General features: G+C 60.9%; 19 protein-coding genes. 8 read left to right on the top strand and 11 right to left on the bottom strand.

From position 1 onward, the window contains the following. Positions 1-9 precede the first annotated feature (9 nt). Positions 10-306, bottom strand: coding sequence for an antibiotic biosynthesis monooxygenase family protein (locus HPQ64_RS00640; RefSeq protein ID WP_172886477.1), 297 nt, complete (start codon positions 304-306; stop codon positions 10-12). Positions 307-507: 201 nt separating this feature from the next. Here HPQ64_RS00640 and lepA point away from each other — a divergent pair, with 201 nt between their 5' ends. Together lepA and HPQ64_RS00630 are read left to right on the top strand one after the other, a co-directional pair. Beyond that, positions 508-2,313 carry a translation elongation factor 4 gene (gene lepA, locus HPQ64_RS00635; RefSeq protein WP_172886476.1) on the top strand — a complete coding sequence of 602 codons (1,806 nt, stop codon included), beginning with the start codon at positions 508-510 and terminating at the stop codon, positions 2,311-2,313. 338 nt (positions 2,314-2,651) lie between these two features. Then, positions 2,652-3,563, top strand: a complete 912-nt coding sequence (locus HPQ64_RS00630) for a DMT family transporter (RefSeq protein ID WP_172886475.1) — start codon at positions 2,652-2,654, stop codon at positions 3,561-3,563. Between the two features lie 58 nt (positions 3,564-3,621). On the opposite strand, the gene HPQ64_RS00625 is transcribed toward HPQ64_RS00630, so the two are convergent. From HPQ64_RS00625 to HPQ64_RS00595, 7 genes are all read right to left on the bottom strand, one after another. Then, positions 3,622-4,284: a peroxiredoxin gene (locus tag HPQ64_RS00625; RefSeq protein WP_172886474.1), complete on the bottom strand. Its 663-nt coding sequence runs from the start codon at positions 4,282-4,284 to the stop codon at positions 3,622-3,624. A gap of 262 nt (positions 4,285-4,546) precedes the next feature. Then, positions 4,547-6,040, bottom strand: a complete 1,494-nt coding sequence (gene glpK, locus HPQ64_RS00620) for a glycerol kinase GlpK (protein ID WP_172886473.1) — start codon at positions 6,038-6,040, stop codon at positions 4,547-4,549. Between the two features lie 120 nt (positions 6,041-6,160). Next, complete coding sequence (locus tag HPQ64_RS00615; protein ID WP_172886472.1) at positions 6,161-6,940, bottom strand: DeoR/GlpR family DNA-binding transcription regulator; 780 nt, start codon at positions 6,938-6,940, stop codon at positions 6,161-6,163. 168 nt (positions 6,941-7,108) lie between these two features. Continuing rightward, positions 7,109-7,309: a cold-shock protein gene (locus HPQ64_RS00610; RefSeq protein ID WP_172886471.1), complete on the bottom strand. Its 201-nt coding sequence runs from the start codon at positions 7,307-7,309 to the stop codon at positions 7,109-7,111. A gap of 380 nt (positions 7,310-7,689) precedes the next feature. Next, positions 7,690-8,553: an SDR family oxidoreductase gene (locus HPQ64_RS00605; RefSeq protein ID WP_172886470.1), complete on the bottom strand. Its 864-nt coding sequence runs from the start codon at positions 8,551-8,553 to the stop codon at positions 7,690-7,692. Positions 8,554-8,562: 9 nt separating this feature from the next. Further along, positions 8,563-9,405, bottom strand: a complete 843-nt coding sequence (locus tag HPQ64_RS00600; RefSeq protein WP_172886469.1) for a TrmH family RNA methyltransferase — start codon at positions 9,403-9,405, stop codon at positions 8,563-8,565. Continuing rightward, positions 9,402-10,382: a class I SAM-dependent methyltransferase gene (locus tag HPQ64_RS00595; RefSeq protein ID WP_172886468.1), complete on the bottom strand. Its 981-nt coding sequence runs from the start codon at positions 10,380-10,382 to the stop codon at positions 9,402-9,404. The genes HPQ64_RS00600 and HPQ64_RS00595 overlap by 4 nt, the downstream gene beginning before the upstream one ends. A gap of 428 nt (positions 10,383-10,810) precedes the next feature. Between HPQ64_RS00595 and HPQ64_RS00590 the strand changes: the two genes are divergently transcribed. From HPQ64_RS00590 to HPQ64_RS00575, 4 genes are all read left to right on the top strand, one after another. Continuing rightward, the gene (locus HPQ64_RS00590) at positions 10,811-11,494 is read left to right on the top strand and encodes an SRPBCC family protein (protein ID WP_172886467.1); all 684 of its coding nucleotides are present in this window, start codon (positions 10,811-10,813) and stop codon (positions 11,492-11,494) included. Positions 11,495-11,603: 109 nt separating this feature from the next. Beyond that, the gene (locus HPQ64_RS00585) at positions 11,604-12,092 is read left to right on the top strand and encodes a (2Fe-2S)-binding protein (RefSeq protein WP_172886466.1); all 489 of its coding nucleotides are present in this window, start codon (positions 11,604-11,606) and stop codon (positions 12,090-12,092) included. Positions 12,093-12,170: 78 nt separating this feature from the next. After that, the gene (locus tag HPQ64_RS00580) at positions 12,171-14,534 is read left to right on the top strand and encodes a xanthine dehydrogenase family protein molybdopterin-binding subunit (protein WP_172886465.1); all 2,364 of its coding nucleotides are present in this window, start codon (positions 12,171-12,173) and stop codon (positions 14,532-14,534) included. A gap of 64 nt (positions 14,535-14,598) precedes the next feature. Further along, positions 14,599-15,402, top strand: a complete 804-nt coding sequence (locus HPQ64_RS00575) for an FAD binding domain-containing protein (RefSeq protein WP_172886464.1) — start codon at positions 14,599-14,601, stop codon at positions 15,400-15,402. A gap of 107 nt (positions 15,403-15,509) precedes the next feature. On the opposite strand, the gene HPQ64_RS00570 is transcribed toward HPQ64_RS00575, so the two are convergent. The 3 genes from HPQ64_RS00570 to HPQ64_RS00560 all read right to left on the bottom strand — a co-directional run bounded on the left by HPQ64_RS00570 (position 15,510) and on the right by HPQ64_RS00560 (position 20,893). Then, positions 15,510-17,939, bottom strand: a complete 2,430-nt coding sequence (locus HPQ64_RS00570; protein ID WP_172886463.1) for a methyl-accepting chemotaxis protein — start codon at positions 17,937-17,939, stop codon at positions 15,510-15,512. A 213-nt stretch (positions 17,940-18,152) separates the two neighbouring features. Beyond that, positions 18,153-19,868 (bottom strand): methyl-accepting chemotaxis protein, encoded by a 1,716-nt coding sequence (locus HPQ64_RS00565; RefSeq protein WP_172886462.1) that lies wholly within the window; start codon positions 19,866-19,868, stop codon positions 18,153-18,155. Positions 19,869-20,128: 260 nt separating this feature from the next. Continuing rightward, the gene (locus tag HPQ64_RS00560; RefSeq protein WP_172886461.1) at positions 20,129-20,893 is read right to left on the bottom strand and encodes an SDR family NAD(P)-dependent oxidoreductase; all 765 of its coding nucleotides are present in this window, start codon (positions 20,891-20,893) and stop codon (positions 20,129-20,131) included. A gap of 244 nt (positions 20,894-21,137) precedes the next feature. Here HPQ64_RS00560 and HPQ64_RS20675 point away from each other — a divergent pair, with 244 nt between their 5' ends. Beyond that, complete coding sequence (locus tag HPQ64_RS20675; RefSeq protein WP_172886460.1) at positions 21,138-21,371, top strand: (2Fe-2S)-binding protein; 234 nt, start codon at positions 21,138-21,140, stop codon at positions 21,369-21,371. After that, positions 21,368-21,856 carry a bacterioferritin gene (bfr, locus tag HPQ64_RS00550; protein WP_172886459.1) on the top strand — a complete coding sequence of 163 codons (489 nt, stop codon included), beginning with the start codon at positions 21,368-21,370 and terminating at the stop codon, positions 21,854-21,856. Before HPQ64_RS20675 ends, bfr begins: the two co-directional genes overlap by 4 nt. Positions 21,857-21,858: the final 2 nt, after the last annotated feature.

The raw sequence follows: 21,858 nt of genomic DNA, 5'->3' as shown, positions 1-21,858 counted from the left end.
GAGCCGGGTTCAAGCTTCGGCCAGTTCGTAATGATGCAGCGAACGGTCGTGCACGAGCGCGGCTTCATCCGGGTGAATGTGGGGTTCGCGCCAGTCCTCGCCGGCGAATGCCTTCAGTGAGTCCACATCCTTCCAGACCATGATCATGCAGAATTCGTTGGGCGATTCCGGACGCGGGACGCCTGCTGCCACGGAAATGATCCCCGGCTGGCTTCTGACGAGAGGGATGGCGGTATTGCGGAAAAAATCCTCGAACTCGGCACGTTTCCCGTCGTGTACGGTGACGCGGAATATCCTGATGATCATCGCTCGATCCTCCGCTGCGCGAGATTGCGGGTCATCAGAGTAAGTCGATTTGCCGCGGCGGCCCAAATCCTGTGCCGCCAGAATCTTTCGGGAGCGGAGTGAAGCATTTGCGCGATCTGCCGGATTCCCGGTCTCATCTTTCCGCTATAAGACGCGCGATACCTCTTTGCGTCCCGCGCCGCCGATGGTAAACGGGCGCCCATGACCACCGAGACGATTTCCAACATCCGCAATTTCTCCATCGTGGCGCACATCGACCATGGCAAGTCGACGCTTGCCGACCGGTTGATCCAGAACACCGGTACGCTGACCGAGCGCGAAATGAAGGAACAGGTGCTCGATTCAATGGACATCGAGCGCGAGCGCGGAATCACCATCAAGGCGCAGACCGTGCGCCTGATCTACAACGCGCGCGACGGCAAGCAGTACAAGCTGAACCTGATCGACACGCCGGGCCACGTCGACTTCGCCTATGAGGTTTCTCGGTCGCTCGCGGCATGCGAAGGCTCGCTTCTCGTCGTTGATGCCTCGCAAGGGGTGGAGGCACAGACGCTCGCCAACGTCTATCAGGCGATCGACAACGATCATGAGATCGTACCCGTCCTAAACAAGATCGATCTGCCGGCAGCGGAGCCGGAACGCATCAAGGAGCAGATCGAGGATGTGATCGGACTTGACGCTTCAGACGCGGTGATGATCTCCGCCAAGACGGGTCTCGGCATCGAGGACGTGCTGGAGGCGATCGTCCAGCGGCTGCCGGCGCCCAAGGGCGATATGCAAGCACCGCTGAAGGCGCTGCTCGTCGACAGCTGGTACGACCCGTACCTCGGCGTCATGGTGCTCATCCGCGTGATCGACGGGCACCTGAAGAAGGGTCAGAAGGTCAAGATGCTCGGCACCGGTGCGGTCTATGAGATCGACCGCGTCGGCGTCATGACGCCGAAGTTCCTGGCGGTCGACGAACTCGGTCCCGGCGAAATCGGCGTCCTCACGGCGTCGATCAAGGAAGTTGCCGACACTCGCGTGGGCGACACGATTACCGACGACAGGAAACCTTGCGCGCAAGCCCTGCCGGGCTTCAAGCCGGCGCAGCCGGTTGTCTTCTGCGGTCTCTTTCCAGTCGATGCCAACGATTTTGAAGACCTTCGTTCGGCGATGGGCAAGCTTCGGCTGAACGATGCATCCTTCTCCTTCGAAATGGAGACATCGGCGGCCCTCGGTTTCGGCTTCCGGTGCGGTTTCCTGGGCCTGCTGCATCTGGAAATCATCCAGGAGCGGCTGGAGCGCGAGTTCAACCTCGATCTCATCGCCACGGCCCCTTCGGTGGTCTACCGGATGAACCTGACCGACGGCAGCGTGAAGGAGCTTCACAATCCGGCCGACATGCCGGACGTGGTGAAGATCTCATCCATCGAGGAGCCGTGGATCCGCGCAACCATTCTGACGCCGGACGAATATCTGGGTGCGATCCTGACGCTCTGCCAGGAGCGGCGCGGCATTCAGGCCGACCTCAACTACGTCGGCTCACGCGCCATGGTGACCTACGACCTGCCGCTTAACGAGGTCGTCTTCGATTTTTACGACCGGCTGAAATCGATCTCCAAGGGCTATGCCTCCTTCGACTATCACCTGACCGATTATCGCGAGGGCGACCTCGTGAAGATGTCGATCCTCGTCAACGGCGAGCCGGTGGATGCGCTCTCCGTCCTCGTTCACCGCACGCAGGCCGAGCGGCGCGGGCGGGCGATGTGCGAGAAGCTGAAGGACCTGATACCCCGGCACATGTTCAAGATCCCGATCCAGGCGGCGATAGGGGCCAAGGTGATCGCGCGCGAGACGATCGCGGCCCTCAGGAAGGACGTGACGGCCAAGTGCTACGGCGGCGATGCGACGCGCAAGCGCAAGCTTCTGGAAAAGCAGAAGGAAGGCAAGAAGCGCATGCGCCAGTTCGGCAAGGTGGAGATCCCGCAGGAAGCCTTCATCAAGGCCCTGAAGATGGATGAGTGAGCCCCGGTCCGGCGAAGCCGGACGCATCGATCCAGCGAATCGATGCGAGGGGCGAACGCCCGCGAGGGTAAGGCGCTTGCGCCGTCGAGCGGGCCGAGGAGGTTCCTTTCGGGACTAACCGGCCGTTAGCCGGACGGATCGATCCAGCGAATCGATGCGAGGTGCGAACGCCCGGACCTAAATCACGATAGCCGCGCCGGAAGGCCTGAGCGCCGCAATTTCGGATTTTCCGGCCAAGCGTAATCACGAAATCGTCGGTTGAGGCGGTTGCGGTGCGCGCATTATTTCGTTGGATCGATAATTGATCGCTTTATGAAATTGCGTAAGGTTTTTCTAGAATGCGCGTCGGACTATACTTGATCTTTTCGGAAGCGGCGCTCGTTATTTGCTGGAGTTCTGGATTCATCGGCGCAAAGCTTGCGTCTTCCACACCGTCAGTCTTCCTGGTTCTTTTCTGGCGCTTCGTGATCTCTTCGGTGGTGCTTCTTCCCTTCGTCGTCTCGTCTCTTCGCCGGGGCGCAAGCTTCAGGGATATCCGGTTGCAGGCGGTGATCGGAGCGTTCGCCATGTTCGGCTATCTCGCATTCGGGGTGAAGGGCGTGGACCTTGGGGTGCCGCTCGGCACCGCTGCGCTTATTTCCGCTTTGCAACCGCTGGTGACGGCGGTGCTTGTTGGCGTTCTTCTGAACGAGGCCGTGCGCGGCAGGCAATGGATCGGCCTTGCGCTCGGCTTCCTCGGCGTGCTTTGCGCCGTCGCAGGCTCGCTCGGCTTCGCGCAGCCGTGGGCGTTTTCATTCCCGCTTCTTTCGATGTTCAGCATCGTTGCCGACACGATCCTCGCAAAGCGCATCCAGAGGCCTGAAGAAGCGGCCAGCCTTTCCACGCTTGCGGTGATCGGCGTGCAAAGCGCAACGTCGACCGTGCTTTTCGCGCCGTTGGCGCTTGCCGACGGCACGCTCATGCCGGAATTGACCGGGGATTTCGTCTATGCCGTTGCATGGTTCATTCTGTTTTCGACCATCGGCGGATACGGCTTCTACTGGCTTTGCCTGAAGAACGGTACGGCGACACGGGTTGCAAGCCTGATTTATCTGACGCCGCCGGTCATCTCGATATGGGCGTGGCTCATGTTCGGCGAGCCGATCGCGGGGATGACGCTGGCCGGCTTCGTGTTCTGTCTTGCCGGGGTGTGGCTTGCGGGTGACCGGCGCGGGATCTTTCGGGAAATTTCCACCGCGCGCGAGGCATAAGAGGTACTATGCAAAGGGCGGCCCGGAGCCGCCCTCTGGAAGTTCAGGATTTTTGCGCCTACTTCGGCTGCGGTACGATCCTGAGATAAGGCTTTGGCGCCTTCCAGCCGCCGGGGAAGAGATCCTTTGCCGCTTCGTCGGTAACGGAGCCGGCAATAATCACGTCCTCACCGTCCTTCCAGTTCGCAGGCGTCGCGACCTTGTGTTTCGCCGTCAGTTGCAATGAATCGAGAACGCGGATCACTTCGTCGAAGTTGCGGCCCGTCGTCATCGGATAGATCAGCATCAGTTTGATCGTCTTGTCCGGTGCGATGACGAAGACGGTGCGCACCGTTTGGTTGTCCGCCGGGGTGCGGCCCTCGGAGGTGTCGCCGACGCCCGCCGGCAGCATGCCGTAGAGCTTGGCGACGGTCAGTTCCGGATCGCCGATCATCGGATAATTCGGCGCGGTGCCTTGCGTCTCCTCGATATCCTTTGCCCAGCCGGCGTGGCTGTCTACCGGATCGACGGACAGGCCGATGATCTTGGTGTTACGCCTGTCGAACTCGGCCTTGATGCTGGCCATATAGCCAAGCTCTGTGGTGCAGACCGGCGTGTAATCCTTCGGGTGTGAAAACAGCACGCCCCAGGAATCGCCGAGCCAGTCATGGAAGCGAATCTTGCCTTCCGTCGTTTCCGCTTCGAAGTCGGGTGCAATATCTCCGATCCTGAGAGATGTCATGGCAGGTTCTCCCTTGTTATTTGCGGTTTGTGTGGCCGCATCGGAGGTCTTGATTCCTTCCTGCGCGGCGACAAAAGGGAAATCGGAAAATCAGCGAAATCGCGAGGCCCTTCCGCTGAGGTGGGCGCTCTGTGACCGTTTGAACCCCGATTATCTAATGCAAATTGACGTTACGAAAGGAATCTTTGTTTCCTTTTGTGCGCCAGGCGCGAAAAATCCTGTTTCCGGGCGGCGAATGGTCTGAAATTAGGCTGCTTTTCAGTCAGGCGCTTTTCGTGCGCCGTACGGCGTCATGCCAGCCTTCGATCAGCTTGTTTCGTGATGCCTCGTTAAGTCCGGGTTCGAACCTCCGGTCGAGGCGCCATTCCTTCGCGAATTCGTCCATGTCCGGCCAGACTCCGGCCTTTCTGGCGGCAAGCCACGCCGCACCAAGGGCCGTCGTCTCAAGCACCTGGGGCCTGTCGACGGGAGAGCCAAGAATGTCGGCGAGGAATTGCATGGTCCAGTCCGACGCGGTCATGCCACCGTCGACGCGCAAGACCGTGTCCGCCGCCGCTTCGCCCTGCCAGTCGGCACGCATGGCATCCACAAGGTCGTGGGTCTGGTAGCCTACGCTTTCAAGCGCGGCTCTTGCGAAATCGGCCGGCCCGCTCGCGCGTGTCAGTCCGAAGATCGCGCCGCGCGCGTCCGGATCCCAGTGCGGCGCACCGAGACCGACGAAAGCCGGCACCAGATAGAGCCTGCCCTCTTCAGAGGATGTTTCGGCAAGAGCCTGGGATTGGGCCGCTTCCGATATGATGCCCAGGCCGTCGCGCAACCACTGTACGGCGCTGCCGGCCACGAAGATCGAGCCTTCGAGGGCGTAGGTCGTCTTGCCGTCGAGCCGGTAGGCGATGGTGGAAAGAAGCCGGTTCTTCGAGACCACAGGCTCCGCTCCGGTGTTGATAAGCGCAAAGCAGCCCGTGCCGTATGTCGATTTCACCATGCCGGGCTTGAAGCAGGCCTGGCCGACGGTTGCCGCCTGCTGGTCGCCGGCGACGCCGAGGATCGGCAGGGGATGGCCGAAGAATTCCGCATCCGTGGTGCCGAAATCGCCCGAGCTGTCGCGCACTTCGGGCAGCATGGACATCGGCACGCCAAGGAGCTTGCAGAGTTCCTCGTCCCAGCGGTTTTCCGCGATGTTGTAAAGGAGCGTGCGGGCGGCGTTCGTCGCATCTGTCACGTGAACCTTGCCGCCGGTAAGCCGCCAGATGATCCATGTGTCGACGGTGCCGAACACAAGGCCGCCGGCTTGTGCCCTTGCGCGCGCTCCCTCCACGTTTTCCAGGATCCATGAAAGCTTCGTGCCGGAGAAATAGGGATCGAGCAGAAGGCCGGTCTTTTCCGTCACCATTGCCTCATGGCCTTCCGCCTTCAGGCGGGCGCAGATGTCGGCGGTGCGCCGGTCCTGCCAGACGATGGCGTTATGCACGGGCCTGCCCGTCTTCCGGTCCCAGACGAGCGTCGTTTCACGTTGATTGGTAATGCCGATGGCGGCGATGTCGGAAATCGGCAGGCCGGATTTTTCAAGCGCTTCGCGACAGACGGCAAGAGTTGACGTCCAAAGGTCTTCCGGGTCGTGCTCCACCCAGCCCGAGCGCGGGAAATGCTGCGGAAATTCGGCTTGCGCGGTTGCGCCCGGGCGGAAAGTTTCGTCAAAGACTATTGCGCGGCTGGAGGTCGTGCCCTGGTCGATTGCGAGAATGTTTCCGCTCATGTCGATCGTCCGGCGGGCCTGCGGCCGATACCGGACTCCTCCCTGTTTTCGTAATTTTGCGTTTCAGGTGATGGCGACTTTCATATGAAGAAAATTGACCGTCAACCGAAAAGAAGCGTTCTAGCCGACCTCGGCGCCAGTGGGTGCGGTTTCGACCAGATGGACATCGTTTTCAACCGCGATCCGGCGGATCGTCTCGCTCGGGCATTGGTCGGTCACGAATGTGTCGACTTGCGAAATATGGGCGATCCTGACAGGCGCCTTGCGGTCGAATTTCGTTGAATCGGCCACAAGGATGACATTACGCGCGTTCTCGATGATCGCCTGCGCCACCTTCACTTCTCGGAAGTCAAAATCGAGCAGGGCGCCATCGTCATCTATCGCGGAGGTACCGATGACGGCGAAATCGACACGGAACTGCTTGATGAAATCGACCGCCGCCTCGCCGACGATGCCGCCGTCGGCCGGACGCACGAGGCCTCCGGCGATCACTACCTCGATCGTATGGCACGGGCGCAGGGTATTGGCGACGTTAATGTTGTTGGTGACGACCATGAGGTTGGCATGATGCACCAGCGCCCGCGCCACCGCTTCCGTCGTGGTGCCGATATTTATGAACAGCGACGAGGCATTGGGAATGAGTCCGGCGGCGATCCGGCCGATAGCTGCCTTTTCGTCTCGTGCGATGGCGCGGCGGGCCTCATAGCCGACGTTCTTTACGGCGGTCGAAAGCATCGCTCCGCCGTGAACGCGCGAAAGAAGGTTCTTGTCGCAAAGTTCGTTCAGGTCCTTGCGGATCGTCTGCGGGGTCACGTCGAGGCGCGTGGCGAGGTCGTCGACCATGACACGCCCTGTGTGGCGGGCAATGTCGAGGATTATGCTCTGACGGGCTGAAGCCATTCTGGGCGCCTGGTCCTGCCGCTCTTCACAGATGCAAGGATGAGGGTTGGCAAGGATAGCGCCATGCGTTTGGGAAAACAGCAGAAAATATTCGATTTTGTTGGCTTGGACACACGAAAGGGCGGGAAGCCCGCCCTTTACGGTCATACGGTTCGACGGATCGATCTTTTACAGAACGCAGAGATTGTCGGCGGTCTGGCGGCCGCTGACGTAGGCGAGGTCATATGCCACGAGTTGGCCTTCCCTCAGCGTGTTGCGCCCGGCCTTGCGGACGGTGTCCATCGCGACGAAGACGTCCTCGCCCTCGTCCGGCTCGATCAATCCGATGCCCTTCAGGGTATCGAACCACTTAACGTTACCATGCTGCATTTTTTCTTCTTTCCAGTTTCTTGTATCAAATGCCGATTGAATAGGATGACCGAAACACTTTCATGACAATGGATTACGAACCCATGTCATGAGTTGTCCGGCTGCTGCTATAAAGTGATTGGAACACTTCAGGGAGGATGCGCCCATGGCGCTTGCGGGCCGTTGCGGCCTCTCCCTATCAGCAACCTTCGATATGGGGTTTGAAGTTCGATCTTCAAGACCCCTTGTTAAGGGTACGGTCTGGCAAACCGCGTGGAGTTCCGCTTTCAGACGGTCCACTCGCGGAACCAGCCGACGGCCATCGACCCGCAAACCGCGATATCCGAAAAAAGTGTAAACGGTTTTGGTTTAAGAATTGTAAACGTCTTAGGCGGCGCTATTTACCGCCAGCCGTCGCGATAAAGCGTATCAAGCGCTACCCGGTAGTTCGGGAAGCGAAAACGATAGCTGAGCTCTCTCTTGATACGTTCGTTCGAGACACGCTTGTTTTCTCCGTAGAAGGATCGCGCCATCGGCGAAATATCGGCCGTCTCGAAATCCACTTCCGGCGGAGGTTCGACACCCATCAGCTTCGCCGCATATTCGACGACATCCTGCGGTGGGCAGGGCTCGTCATCGGTCACGTTGTAAATACGCGTACTTGGTTCGGCGAGAGATGCGGCAAGCGCGCCGGATATATCCGCGACATGGATGCGATTGAAAACCTGACCCGGCTTGATCAGGCGCTTCGCCTTGCCTTTCTCCAGGTTGATGAAGGCGTTCCGGCCCGGGCCGTAGATGCCCGACAGGCGGAATATCTGGAGATTCAGGGTTTCGCTCGCCGCGAAATCGAGCCAGTTCGTTTCAGCGGCGACCCGCAAGACCGACCTGCGCGAAACGGGTTTGCAAAGCGTTTCCTCATCCACCCAATCGCCCGCGTGGTCGCCGTAAACGCCGACGGTGGAGAGATAACCGATCCACTCCGGCCTGGCTGAAGCGATATCCGGCCCGTGGAGCTTGAGTGCGGGATCGCCTTCGTCGCCCGGTGCGATGGAGACAAGGACATGGCTCGCATTTGCGAGCGCTTTCGCAATTTCCGGCGATTTGGAAAAGCCATCGAACAGGAATGGCTCGATGCCGGCACTTCCTAAAGCCTCCGCTTTCTCGCGTGTGCGGGTCGTCCCGCCGATCCAGTCGAAACGCTGGCGCACCTCCTCAACGAAAGCGCGGGATGAATAGCCGAGGCCGAAGACGAACAGGCGCATCGATTGAACCTAAAGTTTGAGACGCGGGCGTTGGATCTCGAAAAGCATCACGGCCGTCGCGACGGCGAGGTTCAGGCTGTCCGCCTGGCCAAGCTGCGGGATACGCACAAGATCGCTGCAGGTCTCGGCCATATCGTCGGGAAGGCCGGCCTGCTCGTTACCCATCACGAGCAGCGTGGGCGATTTATATGCGACCTCGCGGTAATCCTTGTCGCCTTTCAGATGCGTGCCCGCCACCGTGCCCGGCCATCTGCCGGCAAGGGATTTGAACTCTTCGCGGCTCATTTTCGCAAGCGGAACGTGAAACAGCGAACCCATCGTCGCGCGAACGGCTTCAACGGCGAAAGGATCGGTCGTGTCGCCAACGAGGATCACGCCGCTTGCGCCCACCGCATCGGCGGTGCGGATGATCGTGCCCAGGTTGCCGGGGTCGCGAACATGGTCGAGTGCGATCCAGACGTCCGTTTCTTTCGGGCGGATTTCCTGCGGCGCCAGCAGTTTCTGCTCGTAAACGCCGACGACCATCTGCGGGTTGTCCCGTCGCGTGACGGCGGAAAGGATCTGCGCCGGCATTTCCAGGATAAGCGCGCCCTTCGCCCGCGCCCTTGCCGCCGCCTGCTGGGCGCGGTCGTTCTCGCGCACATCTGGCCCGAGTGCCAGATAGCGCACGTTCCATCCGGCATCGAGCGCGTCGGTGGCGAGCTTCAGCCCCTCGGCGACGAAAAGGCCCGACTGCGCGCGGTGCTTGCGCATGCCGACCAGCCCCTTGATCTCCTTGACCAGCGGATTCGAATGCGAGGTGATCTGCTTGACCGCGCCCGCGCGCGGCCGGCCCGAATGTTGGCCCGTCATGGCGCGCTCCAGCGGCTGAAAAGGGAAGTGGAAAGCGCTCGTGCCGGCCTGCCTTCGCGCCCGCGTTCCTCGCGGATGACGAGTTCGCCCGATTCGATCAGCCCGCCGCGGCGGTTGAGCGCCTCGTTCATCACTTCGTGGATCGCGACGAAGCTTGAGCGGATCGCATAGGCCGTCAGGATCATGAAACGGGCCTCCGGCGAAAGCAGCTTTTCAAGGTCGTAGAGCATGCCGGGAAGGTTCGTGAAAAGATCCCAGACCTCGCCCTTGGGGCCGCGTCCGTATTTCGGCGGATCGAGGATGATCCCGTCGTAGGTATTGCCGCGCCTAATCTCGCGGGCGACAAATTTCGAGGCATCTTCGCAGATCCAGCGGATCGGCAGGTCGTCGATTCCCGAAAGCGCCTGGTTTTCGCGTGCCCAGCCGATAGCCTTCTTCGATGCGTCGATGTGGGTGACTTCCGCCCCGGCAGTTGCCGGGAGGAGCGAGGCGAGCCCGGTATAGCCGAAGAGGTTCAGCACCTTCAGCGGGCGCTTTGCCGCCTTCACCTGATCGACGATCCACTCCCAGTGGGCTGCCTGCTCGGGAAAGACGCCGACATGGCGGAAAGACATGAAGCGGCCGTGGAAACGGGCAGGTCCGAACGCCATCTCCCAGGTTTCGGGCAGGTCGCGGTTGAAGCGCCAGCGGCCGGGGCCTTCCTCTTCCACATCGCCGGTGAAGACGGCGTCGACGCCTTCCCACGCGGCTTCTTTCAGGCGCGGCGTTCCCATCGCCTGCGGTTCGGGCCGCACGACCGTCACGCGGCCGTAGCGTTCCATCTTGCGGCCGTGGCCCATGTCGATGAGGGAATAATCCTCCCAGCCGCGCGTTTCTAGAACGACAGGCCAGCACTCGGCGGGAGCCTTTCCGCGAGGAGCGGGTGCCGGCAAGGCGGACGATCGGAAGAGGACGGTCAATTCGGGCTCGCTTCGCATTGGTAAAACCGATCCGCAACGCATTAGGACCGGGCGAGGCAATGGTCAACATGGCAGGTGGCGTCCGGATGTCTTCCGTATGTCCACAGGCAGGCGATTTCCCGAAATATTTTGACAAATCCGGCGGGGTTTGGTCGTTTGCGGGCAGAAGAATTCACAATCAGGCATCTACGACAAGAGAGCGTCGGAAATCGGCGCAACGAGGCCGGTTTAAGCCGAAGAGACAGCGCTTGACGCTATGGGGAGGGTGTCTTTGCGAGGCGGTATCGCTAGCCTGCGCCTATTTCTTTTCTCACACGCTTGTCATGCGGCGAACGCTCCTCCAATGTATTGTAATGTAACGAGAGAATTGCGAGAGCGGCAGCCGGAACCGGCGGACAGGACGCGTCCTGATCGGCGCTCTATAAAAACGGGAGGTCGACAGCCCCATGGATATGACGGGTGAGTATCGGATCGCGGCGCCGCGCGAGCGCGTGTGGGAGGCGCTGAACGATTCGGAGGTGCTGAAGGCTTCCATTCCCGGCTGCGAATCCCTTGAAAAACAGTCGGATACGGAAATGAATGCGCTGGTCACGGCCAAGGTCGGACCCGTGAAGGCAAAGTTCAAGGGCGACGTCACGCTTGAGGATATCAAGCCGCCAGAAAGCTATCGCATCGTCGGTGAGGGCAAGGGCGGTGTCGCCGGTTTCGCCAAGGGATCCGCCGACGTCAATCTCGCCGAGGACGGCGCGGAGACAGTGCTTTCCTATGTCGTCAAGGCGCAAGTGGGCGGCAAGCTTGCCCAGCTCGGCTCGCGGCTCATCGATTCCACGGCGCGAAAGATGGCGGATGAGTTTTTCGCCAACTTCCGCTCGCAGGTCGAAGGGGCCGGCACGTCGGAGGAAGAGCCTGAACCCGGTGTCCTGGAGGAAGCGCGGTCGATAGCCGACGAACATATGGCCGAAGAGGTCTCCGGCCTCGCCAGCAAGGTCGAGCACAGCGTCGAGGACGCCATGCACCGGGCGGAGGAAACGGTCGAGACCGCGGCCGCGAAGAACGCCTATGGCGGGCCGATGGTCTGGGGTCTCATCGCGCTCGGCGCGATCATTGTCGTACTTGCTCTCTTGAGCTGATTTTTCAAAACCGCCCGGCGGCGTGTCGGGCGGCTTTTGCACAACCTTGTTGAAAATCCGGATTCCGGGCTGCCTTACGGCCCGGCCCAAATCGAAAGGGAGGACTACCATGGCGACAGTCACCATTACGGTGAACGGCAAGAAACGCTCGGCGACGGTCGAGGACCGCACATTGCTAGTGAATTTCCTGCGCGAAAATGCCGGGCTTACCGGCACGCATGTGGGCTGCGACACCTCGCAGTGCGGTGCCTGCGTCGTGCATGTCGACGGCAAGGCAGTGAAATCCTGCACCATGCTTGCCGCTCAGGCGGATGGCGCGGAAGTCGTCACCATCGAAGGGCTTGCGCAAGGCGGCGAACTGCACCCGGTGCAGGCGGCGTTTCACGAGCATCACGGCCTGCAATGCGGCTTCTGCACGCCGGGCATGATCATGGCCGCCACGGACATGATCAACCGTTACGGCGCCAAGCTGGACGAGGCGACGATCCGCAAGGAACTCGACGGCAACATCTGCCGCTGCACCGGCTACCACAACATCGTCAAGGCGATCAAAGCAGCCGCCGATGCCATGGCCGGCACCGCGCAAGCCGCCGAATAATCGCTAAAGCCAAGAAAAGACGAATCTATCCAGACGAGGAACAGTCCCGCTCAAGGGCGGACCCAAGGAGAGAATACCATGGGAGTTGACGGTATCGGTGCGCGGGTGAAGCGCAAGGAAGACCGCCGGTTTATCACCGGCAAGGGCAGGTACACCGACGATATGACCGCGCCGGGAATGGGCTTTGCGGCCTTCGTGCGTTCGCCGCACGCCCACGCGAAGGTGAAGTCGATAGACGCCTCCGCGGCGCTGGATATGCCGGGCGTGGAAGCCGTTCTCACCGGCGAACAGCTTGTCGGCGACGGTGTGGGCAACCTCATTTGCGGTTGGATGATCCATTCCAAGGACGGCACGCCGATGAAGATGGGCGCGTGGCGCGCGCTGGAGCCTGAAATTGTGCGGCATGTCGGGCAGGCGGTGGCGGTCGTCGTTGCCGATACGCTCGCCCAGGCGCGTGACGCGGCAGAGGCTGTCGTCGTCGATTACGAGGAACTGCCGGCGGTGGTCGATGCGGTGGCGGCGTTGGAACCGGGTGCCCCGCAGATTCACCCTGAAGCCGAAAACAACCTGATCTACGATTGGGAAATCGGCGACGAGGCGGCGGTGAATGCGGCCTTCGACAGTGCTAAGCATGTCACCAGCATGGAAATTTCCAACAATCGCCTGGTGCCCAACGCGATGGAACCGCGCGCGGCCCTGGCGGATTACGACGAGGCGGAGGAGCACTACACGCTCTGGACGACCTCGCAGAACCCCCATGTGGCGCGTCTGGTGCTTTCCGCATTCTACAACATCGCGCCCGAGCACAAGCTTCGGGTGATTGCGCCGGATGTCGGCGGGGGCTTCGGTTCCAAGATCTACGTTTATCCCGAAGAGATGGTGTGTCTGTGGGCCTCCAAACGCACCGGGCGTCCGGTCAAATGGGTCGCGGACCGGACGGAAGCGTTCCTGACGGACGCCCATGGCCGCGATCATAAATCGCACGCGGAAATCGCGCTCGACGAGAACAACAGGATCACGGCCCTCAGGGTGAAGACGGTTGCCAATCTCGGCGCCTATATGTCGCTCTTCTCCTCGTCGGTGCCGACGTATCTTTACGCAACGCTTCTGTCGGGCCAGTACGACATCCCGGCCATCCACTGCAACGTGAAGACGGTTTACACCAACACCACGCCAGTGGACGCCTATCGCGGGGCGGGCCGCCCGGAAGCGACCTTCCTTGTCGAGCGCATCATGGAAACGACGGCGCGCGAGATCGGCATGGATCCGGCTGAATTCCGGCGCAAGAACTTCATCACGGAGTTCCCGCACCAGACGCCGGTCATCATGTGCTACGATTCCGGCGACTATAACGCCTCGCTCGACGCGGCGATGAAGGCCGCGGACTATGCGAACTTCGGCGCGCGCAAGGCGGAAGCGGCCTCGCGCGGCAAGCTGCGCGGCATCGGCATGTCCTGCTATATCGAGGCTTGCGGTATCGCTCCGTCCCAGGCGGTCGGCTCGCTCGGTGCGGGCGTGGGCCTTTGGGAATCGGCGGAAGTGCGGGTCAACCCAGTCGGCACGATCGAGGTTCTCACCGGTTCGCACAGCCACGGGCAGGGCCATGAGACGACCTTCGCCCAGCTCGTCGCGGACCGTTTTGGCGTCGGCACGGATACGGTTCAGATCGTCCACGGCGATACCGACAAGGTACAGTTCGGCATGGGCACCTACGGCTCTCGTTCGGGTGCCGTCGGCATGTCGGCCGTCGTCAAGGCGCTCGACAAGGTCGAGGCCAAGGCGAAGAAGCTTGCAGCCCATCTGATGGAAGCCTCCGAAGGCGATATCGTTGTCGAGGGCGGCGAGTTCAAGGTCGCCGGCACGGACAAGTCGACGCCGTTCTTCCAACTCGCGCTTGCCGCCTATACGGCGCACAACATGCCGGAGGGCATGGAGCCGGGCCTGAAGGAAGGCGCCTTCTACGATCCGACCAACTTCACGTTCCCGGCCGGCACCTACATCTGCGAGGTGGAGGTGGATCCCGACACCGGCAAGACGGAGATCGTGAGCTTCGTCGCCGCAGATGACTTCGGCAAGATCATCAACCCGATGATCGTGGAAGGTCAGGTGCATGGCGGACTGACCCAGGGCATTGGCCAGGCGCTTCTGGAAAACGCGGCCTATGACGAAAGCGGCCAGCTCATCACGGCGTCCTACATGGACTACTGCATGCCGCGCGCCGACGATGTGCCTTCCTTCAACCTGATGACGACCGAGACAATCTGCCCGGGCAACCCGCTTGGCATGAAGGGTTGCGGCGAAGCCGGAGCGATCGGTTCGCCGCCGGCGGTCATCAACGCCATTACGGATGCCATCGGCAACAACGAACTGGAGATGCCGGCAACGCCCGAGCGGGTCTGGCGCGCGCTTCAGGCCGCTCAGCCGGCACAGGCCGCCGAATAAGTGATGAAAGGCGCCGGTTTTCGTGCCGGCGCCGCCTTTCAACTTCAACGGATGGAATTTGTCCATGTACGAGACCAACTACCATCGACCCAAAACCCTCGCCGATGCGGCGGCCCTTCTTGCCAAGTCTGACGAGGTGAAGCTTCTCGCCGGCGGCCAGACGTTGCTCCCGACCATGAAGCAGCGCCTTGCCGCGCCGACGGATGTTATCGACCTTCGCCATATCGACGATCTCAAGGGCATTACGGAATCGGGCAGTGGCGGCGTGCGCATCGGCGCTGCAGTTACCCATGCCGAGGTTGCAGGGTCGGAAACCGTTCGCCGGCTGATCCCTGCGCTTGCATCGCTTGCCGGCGAGATCGGCGACCCGCACGTGCGCCACATGGGTACGATCGGCGGCTCGATCGCCAACAACGATCCGGCGGCGGATTATCCGGGCGCGCTCGTCGGGCTGAATGCGACGGTGACCACCAACAAGCGCGAGATGAGCGCGGATGATTTCTTCACCGGCCTGTTTGAAACAGCACTTGAGCCGGACGAGATCGTCACCGCCGTCACTTTCCCCGCGCCTGAGAAGGCGGCTTACGCCAAGTACCCCAATCCCGCCTCGCGTTACTCAATGGCGGGCGTTTTCGCGGCCAGGCTTGCCGATGGTTCGATCCGTGTCGCGGTGACTGGTGCAGGGCAGGGCGGCGTTTTCCGCGTTTCCGAAATGGAGCAGGCGCTGTCGTCGAACTGGTCACCGGATGCGATTGCGGGCGTCAAGGTTGCCGCTGGCGACATGCTGTCCGACATTCATGGCTCGGCCGATTATCGTGCGAACCTCGTATCGGTCATGGCCAAGCGCGCAGTCGCGGCCGCCGGCTGACGCCTGGCGGAGGGATACTGGCGGAGGAATAAATACGAAACGGGCGGTGCCGCTGCGGCACCACCCGTTTTCTTTTCTGTTTTGGGGTATTTTGATATTGCGGGTCGTCAGGCGGCTGCGACCTCACGCAGGAAGCGCTCGATCTCCTCGCTCAGCATCTGCGTTTTCTGGCCAACCGTGGTCGATGCCGCAAGCACCTGGTCGGCGGATTCGTTGGTATGTGCGACGGCGCGCGTCAGTTCCGCCATGTTGCCGCTGACCGACGTCGTTCCCTGCGCCGCCCGCTGGACGTTGCCGGAAATCTCGTTGGTTGCGGCACCCTGCTGCTCGACCGCGGAGGCGATTGCCGAGGTATAGGTGTCGACCTCCGACATCGTGCTGGTGATCGCGGCGATCGCATCGACGGCTTCTCTGGTGGAACCCTGGATTGCGGAGATCTGCGCGGAGATTTCCTCCGTCGCCTTCGACGTCTGGTTGGCGAGTTCCTTCACTTCCGCCGCGACGACCGCGAAACCCTTGCCGGCGTCGCCCGCGCGGGCGGCCTCGATCGTGGCGTTGAGCGCCAGGAGGTTGGTCTGTTCGGCGATCGCCTGGATGAGGGTTACAACCTCGCCGATCTTGCCGGCGGCTTCTGCAAGTCCCTCCACTTTCCGGTTGGTCGCCTGGGTGCCTTCGCTGGCCTGGTTGACGACCTCGGTGGTCTGGCCCACCTGGCGGGCAATTTCGGAAATCGAGGCGGCGAGTTCCTCGGCGGCGCTTGCGACACTTTCAACATTGGATGTGGCTTCGTCGCTGGCGTTGGCCGTTTCGCTCGCCCGCTCGGAGCTTTCGCTCGCGATGTCGGTCAGCGCGCGTGCGGTCGCCTCAAGTCCCTCGGCCGTTTCTCCGACGGAGGATGTAAGTTCGCCCACCGTGCCGCGGAAATCGGCGATTAGGGTTTCGATGCGCCGCTGACGGGCGTTTTGCGCCTCTTGTTCGCGCGCCTGTTCGCCGCGAAGCCGCTCACGCTCGATCGCGTTGTCCCGGAACACCTGGACGGCCCGGCTCATGTCGCCGATCTCATCGCGGCGCTCGCTGTCGGCCAGGTCGACGCTCGTGTCGCCTTCCGCCAGCCGGCCCATAACGTCCGTCAGGCGCCGCGTCGGCTTGCTGATGGCGGCCGACAGGAAGAAGGCGAGCGCAATGCCGATCGCCATTGCCGCCGCAAGTGTCACGCCGATCGTCATGAGCGCGAAGGCACCGCTCGTGGATGCCGCGGCCGACTGGGCCTCGGTGATCGCGCTGATGCGGTTGCGCACATCCAAGGAAAGTTCGTCGAGCAGAGCCTGTTTCTGTGAAAGCGCCTGCCTGCCGGCGATAACGGCGTTGAATGCCTTTTCGTAGGCAGCGATCTGTTCTTCGATGTTCGCCACGGTGTCGGCGATGGAGGCGAAGGCTGCAGTATCGGCTTCCAGCAGTTTCGCCGACTGCTTTAGCTCGGCAAGACGCGTTTGCACGTTGAAGGCTGTTGTGCGGCCGACGCCTGCCAGCAGTTCCATGGTGGTCGCGCGCACGTCGAGCGTTGCTTGGCTGAGTTTCGTCGTATTGGTCGATACCAGATCGACCGCCGCAAGTTCGGTGCCCGCCTTGTTGTCGATGGATTGCGCCTTGTCGATCGCGGTATAGGCCGACTGGCGCAGAATTGTCATCGCTTTGTTGATGTTTTCGATTGTGGCCTTGATCTGTTGGCGCAGCGCATAGACCTTCGTGAAATCGGTCGTGCCGAGGAGCTCCTCGAATTCCGCGTTAAGCTTTAACGACCTGCCGGCCAGTTGCTGGAGGCCGACCTGGGCGATACCGGGGACCTTTTGCTTGGCGATTTCCGCGAGCGTTTCGCTCATTTCCTTGGCGCGTTGCGCCGCGACATCGAAGCTGTTCGCCGCAGTGGATGTCGTTGCCTGGAGGAAAAGATACTGGATCGTCAGGGCGTTTTCCTGCGCATCGGCGATAGCCCGGCCAAGTTCATCGGCCTTGGCCCGCGTGTCGGAGGCATTGCGCGCATCGCGGGTTGCCGTACGGCGGATGTTCTGCACCTGGCTGTCGATGGTTGTGGCGAAGGCTCCGAGGCGGCTGACCGCGACGGACAAGTCCTTGATGAGCGCGTCCTGCTCGCCGAGGACATTCGTCACTTCGTCGAACGTCGCACCCATGCCGTTGACGGCTTCGACAGCGCCGTCAAGCTCGCCCGATGCGGCATTGGGTCCTAGATCTTCTTTCAGGGTGTTGAGCTTGCCAAGGAGCGTGTCGACGGCCTGCTGATGGGCCGAGGCGTCCTCTTCCTTCCTCGATGCCAGATAGGCTTCGCGTGAGGCCGAAACCGCCTGCAACTGAGAAATAACCTGTGTGGCGTGGTCGGACGTCTCCATTTGCGTGGTCAAGCCGCGAATGGCGAATGTTCCAACCGCGCCGACAGCGGCCGTCAGCAGAAGGACGGCAGCGAAGCCGCCGCCGATCTTCGCCGAAAAGCGCAGGTTGTTGATTGTGTTGAGGACACGCAACGTACTTCTCCCCCGGAAAGTGACCTTATTCTTCGAAAGGCTAATGCACGGGGAGTGAAGGAGAGGTAAATCCGACGTAAGGTAAATTCAATTTACGCATAGGAAACAGATGGATAGAAAGTTATTATTGGTAAATACAATTTTAACAAGCTTAAATGAAAGAAACGGAGCCAAAGCCCCGTTTCATCAACCTTCCGACGCGCGATTTTTTGCTCAGGCGGCCGAAACTTCGTTCAGGAAGCGTTCGATTTCGCCGCTCAGCGCATTGGTTTTCGACGCCATGTCGCCCGATGCACGCAGCACCTCGTCGGCAGCGGCCGACGTCTGGTCGACGGTGGTCGAAAGTCCGGTCATGTTCTGCGTGACGGAAGACGTTCCGCGTGCGGCTTGCAGCACACTTTGCGATATGTCGTTCGTTGCCGCACCCTGCTGTTCGACGGCCGATGCGATCGAAGACGTGTAGCCGTTCACCTCGTCCATCGTTTCGGTGATCTCGCCGATCGCCGTCACCGCCTCACGGGTGGAAGCCTGGATCGCGGAGATCTGACCAGAGATTTCTTCCGTCGCCTTCGACGTCTGGGTCGCAAGCTCCTTCACCTCCGCCGCCACGACGGCAAAGCCCTTTCCGGCCTCGCCCGCGCGGGCGGCCTCGATCGTGGCGTTTAGTGCAAGCAGGTTCGTCTGTTCGGCGATTGCCTGGATAAGGGTTACCACCTCGCCGATCTTGCCGGCGGCGGAGGCAAGGCTCGCGACCTTCTCATTGGTCGATTTCGCGCCTTCCGTCGCCTGGTTGACCACCTTCATCGTCTGGCCGATCTGGCGTGATATTTCAGAGATTGAAGCGGTCAGCTCTTCGGAGGCCGAAGCAACGGTTTCGACATTCTGGCTTGCCTCGTCGCTTGCCGTCGCCGTTTCGCTTGCCTTGGCGGCGCTTTCGCGGGCCAGCTCCGTCAACGTGCGGGATGTGTCTTCAAGACCGGTGACCGTATCGCCGACCGAGGATGTGAGCGACTGAACCTCGGAGCGGAAGCCGGCGATCATCTGCTCGATGCGTTTTTGACGCTGATGGCGGGTTTCCTCGTCGGCTTCCTGCGAGGCGGCGAGTTCGCGGCGTTCCTCCGCACGGGTCTTCAGCGTCGCGATGGCATTGGCGAGCTGGCCGATTTCGTTCTTCCTGTCGGCGAAGGGTACCTCGACGTCCAGGTCGTTTTCGGCAAGACGGTGCGTGACGGTCGCCAGCGCCGGGATGGGGCGTAAAAGACCGCGCACGAGGAAGGTCATACCGGTGCCGGTCGCCAGAAGGATGATCGCGAAGGCAATCATGAGCTTGCTGGTGATGTTGTTCATCAGCGCATTGATCACCGATTTACGCACGCCGGCATAAAGGATGCCGATAATGTCGCCGCCCTTGGAATAAATAGGTTCGTAGATCGTGTAATAGGGAATGCCGAGGATGATTGCTTCGCCGCGGAACGTTTCGCCTTTCGTCACCACGGGGTAAACGGCGCCGTTCTGGCCAAGTTGCGTGCCCACGGCGCGGTTGCCGTCCGGCTTTACGATGTTGGTCGTCTTGCGCCAGAAGTCCCGCGTCTTGTCGTCCCACTTGAAGACCGTCGCGGTTTCGCTGGTCATGCGCCCGACGGTGTCGATCATCTCGTGACTTGAGAACTCCTCCGGAATGTCTTCCATCACGACGCGTTCGACATTGCCGTCCTTGCCCCAGGTGACCTCGGTACCCGGCAGGTCGCGCTGTACGATTTCGGCTGCGACGCGCAGGCTCGCGTTCTGGCGCGCAATTGCGTCCTGCGTGATCTGCTGGGAAATCAGATAATAGATCACCGCGCTCACCGTCCCCAGCGCAAGGACGATCGTAAGGACGGAGGCTGCGGCCATGATGGTTTGAAGATTCAGTTTCGCCAGAAATCGCATTTGTAACTCCGCGTCGCGTCACGGGGGGATCAATTGGTCCTGACCCGAAGGCCGGAGCGCGAAGTTAGCGGGGAAACCTCTAAAATTTTCGTTTAATCACTTTGGTTACGTTACGGAATCTAGCAGAAGTAATAAATCGATACCGCATGTGCGAAGTCTTTTTGCTGTGATGCAAAAATATTAATGGCGACAATGCCTTGACAAGGCTGAGCCGTTCAGGCGAGCGGTCTCATTCGAGATTTTTGTTTGTAGAAATTTTTTTACACGTGCTGGCCGCCATTGATATGGATTTCCGACCCGGTGACGTAGGAGGATGGATTGGAGCACAGGAAATAGATCGTCTCCGCCACTTCATCCGGACGCCCGAGGCGCCTTAGAGGAATACCGTCGACCAGCTTTTCTGTTCCCGGCGAAAGGATCGACGTTTCGATCTCGCCTGGGGCGATGGCATTGACGCGGATCCCGTGTGGTCCGAAGTCGGCGGCCATTTCCCGCGTCAGCGCGGCAAGAGCCGCCTTTGAAGTGGCGTAGGCCGTACCCGCGAAAGGATGCACGCGCATTCCGGCGATCGACGTCACGTTGACGACCGAGCCGCCGGCGGATTTCAGTTCGTTGAAGAGGCCGCGCGCCAGCATGATCGGTGCGAAGAAATTGACCTGGAAGACATGCCGCCAGGCGTGCATCGGCGTCGTCAGCGAGTTGAAACGTTCCCCGCCTTCCGCCTTCGGGCTGATGCCGGCGTTATTGACGAGGGCATGCAGCCTGGAGCCTTCGCTTTCCAGGCGCTTTCGCATTTCCGCTACCGCGACGCCCAGGTTTTCCGGGTCTGAAAGGTCCACCTGAATGTGGTCTGCGGGCCCCGAGGGCCACGGGCATTTGTCTGAAAACGCGTATCGCGAGCAGGTGATCACCCGCCATCCGGCCGCGGAAAAGCGCTTTACCGTAGCATGTCCTATCCCGCGGCTTGCACCCGTAAGGACGATTGTCCTGCGGCTTGTGTCCGGCGTCTCGCCTGCGGCTGTCATCAAGGTTGCCTCGTGTCGGGGCGGTCAATTGTCTCAGTCACTGTCTATCCCATCCATGCTGCCATATCTATGGTGCTGTTCAATGGGCGGTAGGGGCGGGTGCTCGCCCCTCGGTCAATGCCAATTCCGGCCTTCCGGCCTTGAAACCGGCTACCGAAAGCTTCACCTGTCGCGAGAGGCGGATTTCCGGCGCTCCTCACGTTACTGTACGCTATGCGCCGGGCATGCAATCTTGGAGAAGACGGTGATCGTCTGTTCCTGCAATGTGTTGAGCGACAAGGAATTGCGGGAGGCAGCATCGCGGCTGAGAAACGCGCCGGGTGGCGGCGTGGTGACGCCGGGGGCCGTTTTCCGTGCGCTTGGGCACCGTCCGCGCTGCGGGGGCTGCTTCAGCGCGGTGGTGCCGATCATACATGAGGCGCAACCTCGGCAAGGCGACAGTTTTGAAGAAACCAAGGAAACGGAGACTGCGAAATGAAGGGTGACGACAAGGTTCTCGACTATCTCAACCGCGCGCTTCGCCATGAAATGACGGCGGTCAACCAGTACTGGCTTCACTATCGTCTGCTCGAGGACTGGGGGTACACGAAGCTCGCTCTTAAGGAGCGTGAGGAATCGATCGAGGAAATGCAGCATGCCGACAAGCTTGTCCAGCGTATCATCTTCCTCGAAGGTCACCCGAATATGCAAAGCCTCGACCCGCTCAGGATCGGCGAATCGTTGAAAGAGTGCGTGGAGGCCGATCTCGCCGGGGAATATTCCGCACGCGCCCTCTACAAGGAAGCTCGCGACGTCTGCAATAACGCCGGCGATTACGTCACCATGAAGCTTTTCGAAGAACTCATGGCCGACGAGGAAGGCCATATCGATTACCTGGAGACCCAGCTTGAGCTTATCGAGCAGATCGGGATCGAGCGTTACGGCCAGCTCCAGGCGGCACCCGCGAACGAGGCCGAAGACTGATC

Source organism: Hongsoonwoonella zoysiae (genome assembly GCF_013266695.1).
GTDB classification, from domain to species: Bacteria; Pseudomonadota; Alphaproteobacteria; order Rhizobiales; family Stappiaceae; genus Hongsoonwoonella; species Hongsoonwoonella zoysiae.
Note: the sequence above shows the minus strand (reverse complement) of the source record. Positions and strands in the feature narration are given on the sequence as shown.

Bases quoted from the DNA above. Each gene is read 5' to 3' on its own strand.
- glpK (WP_172886473.1), bottom strand. From the start codon at position 6,040: ATGAGCGGAAACATTCTCGCAATCGACCAGGGCACGACCTCCAGCCGC.
- lepA (WP_172886476.1), top strand. From the start codon at position 508: ATGACCACCGAGACGATTTCCAACATCCGCAATTTCTCCATCGTGGCG.
- HPQ64_RS00625 (WP_172886474.1), bottom strand. From the start codon at position 4,284: ATGACATCTCTCAGGATCGGAGATATTGCACCCGACTTCGAAGCGGAA.
- HPQ64_RS00640 (WP_172886477.1), bottom strand. From the start codon at position 306: ATGATCATCAGGATATTCCGCGTCACCGTACACGACGGGAAACGTGCC.
- HPQ64_RS00565 (WP_172886462.1), bottom strand. From the start codon at position 19,868: ATGCGATTTCTGGCGAAACTGAATCTTCAAACCATCATGGCCGCAGCC.
- HPQ64_RS00595 (WP_172886468.1), bottom strand. From the start codon at position 10,382: ATGCGAAGCGAGCCCGAATTGACCGTCCTCTTCCGATCGTCCGCCTTG.
- HPQ64_RS00575 (WP_172886464.1), top strand. From the start codon at position 14,599: ATGTACGAGACCAACTACCATCGACCCAAAACCCTCGCCGATGCGGCG.
- HPQ64_RS00630 (WP_172886475.1), top strand. From the start codon at position 2,652: ATGCGCGTCGGACTATACTTGATCTTTTCGGAAGCGGCGCTCGTTATT.
- HPQ64_RS00580 (WP_172886465.1), top strand. From the start codon at position 12,171: ATGGGAGTTGACGGTATCGGTGCGCGGGTGAAGCGCAAGGAAGACCGC.
- HPQ64_RS00590 (WP_172886467.1), top strand. From the start codon at position 10,811: ATGGATATGACGGGTGAGTATCGGATCGCGGCGCCGCGCGAGCGCGTG.
- HPQ64_RS00615 (WP_172886472.1), bottom strand. From the start codon at position 6,940: ATGGCTTCAGCCCGTCAGAGCATAATCCTCGACATTGCCCGCCACACA.
- HPQ64_RS00585 (WP_172886466.1), top strand. From the start codon at position 11,604: ATGGCGACAGTCACCATTACGGTGAACGGCAAGAAACGCTCGGCGACG.
- bfr (WP_172886459.1), top strand. From the start codon at position 21,368: ATGAAGGGTGACGACAAGGTTCTCGACTATCTCAACCGCGCGCTTCGC.
- HPQ64_RS00600 (WP_172886469.1), bottom strand. From the start codon at position 9,405: ATGACGGGCCAACATTCGGGCCGGCCGCGCGCGGGCGCGGTCAAGCAG.
- HPQ64_RS00560 (WP_172886461.1), bottom strand. From the start codon at position 20,893: ATGACAGCCGCAGGCGAGACGCCGGACACAAGCCGCAGGACAATCGTC.
- HPQ64_RS00610 (WP_172886471.1), bottom strand. From the start codon at position 7,309: ATGCAGCATGGTAACGTTAAGTGGTTCGATACCCTGAAGGGCATCGGA.
- HPQ64_RS00605 (WP_172886470.1), bottom strand. From the start codon at position 8,553: ATGCGCCTGTTCGTCTTCGGCCTCGGCTATTCATCCCGCGCTTTCGTT.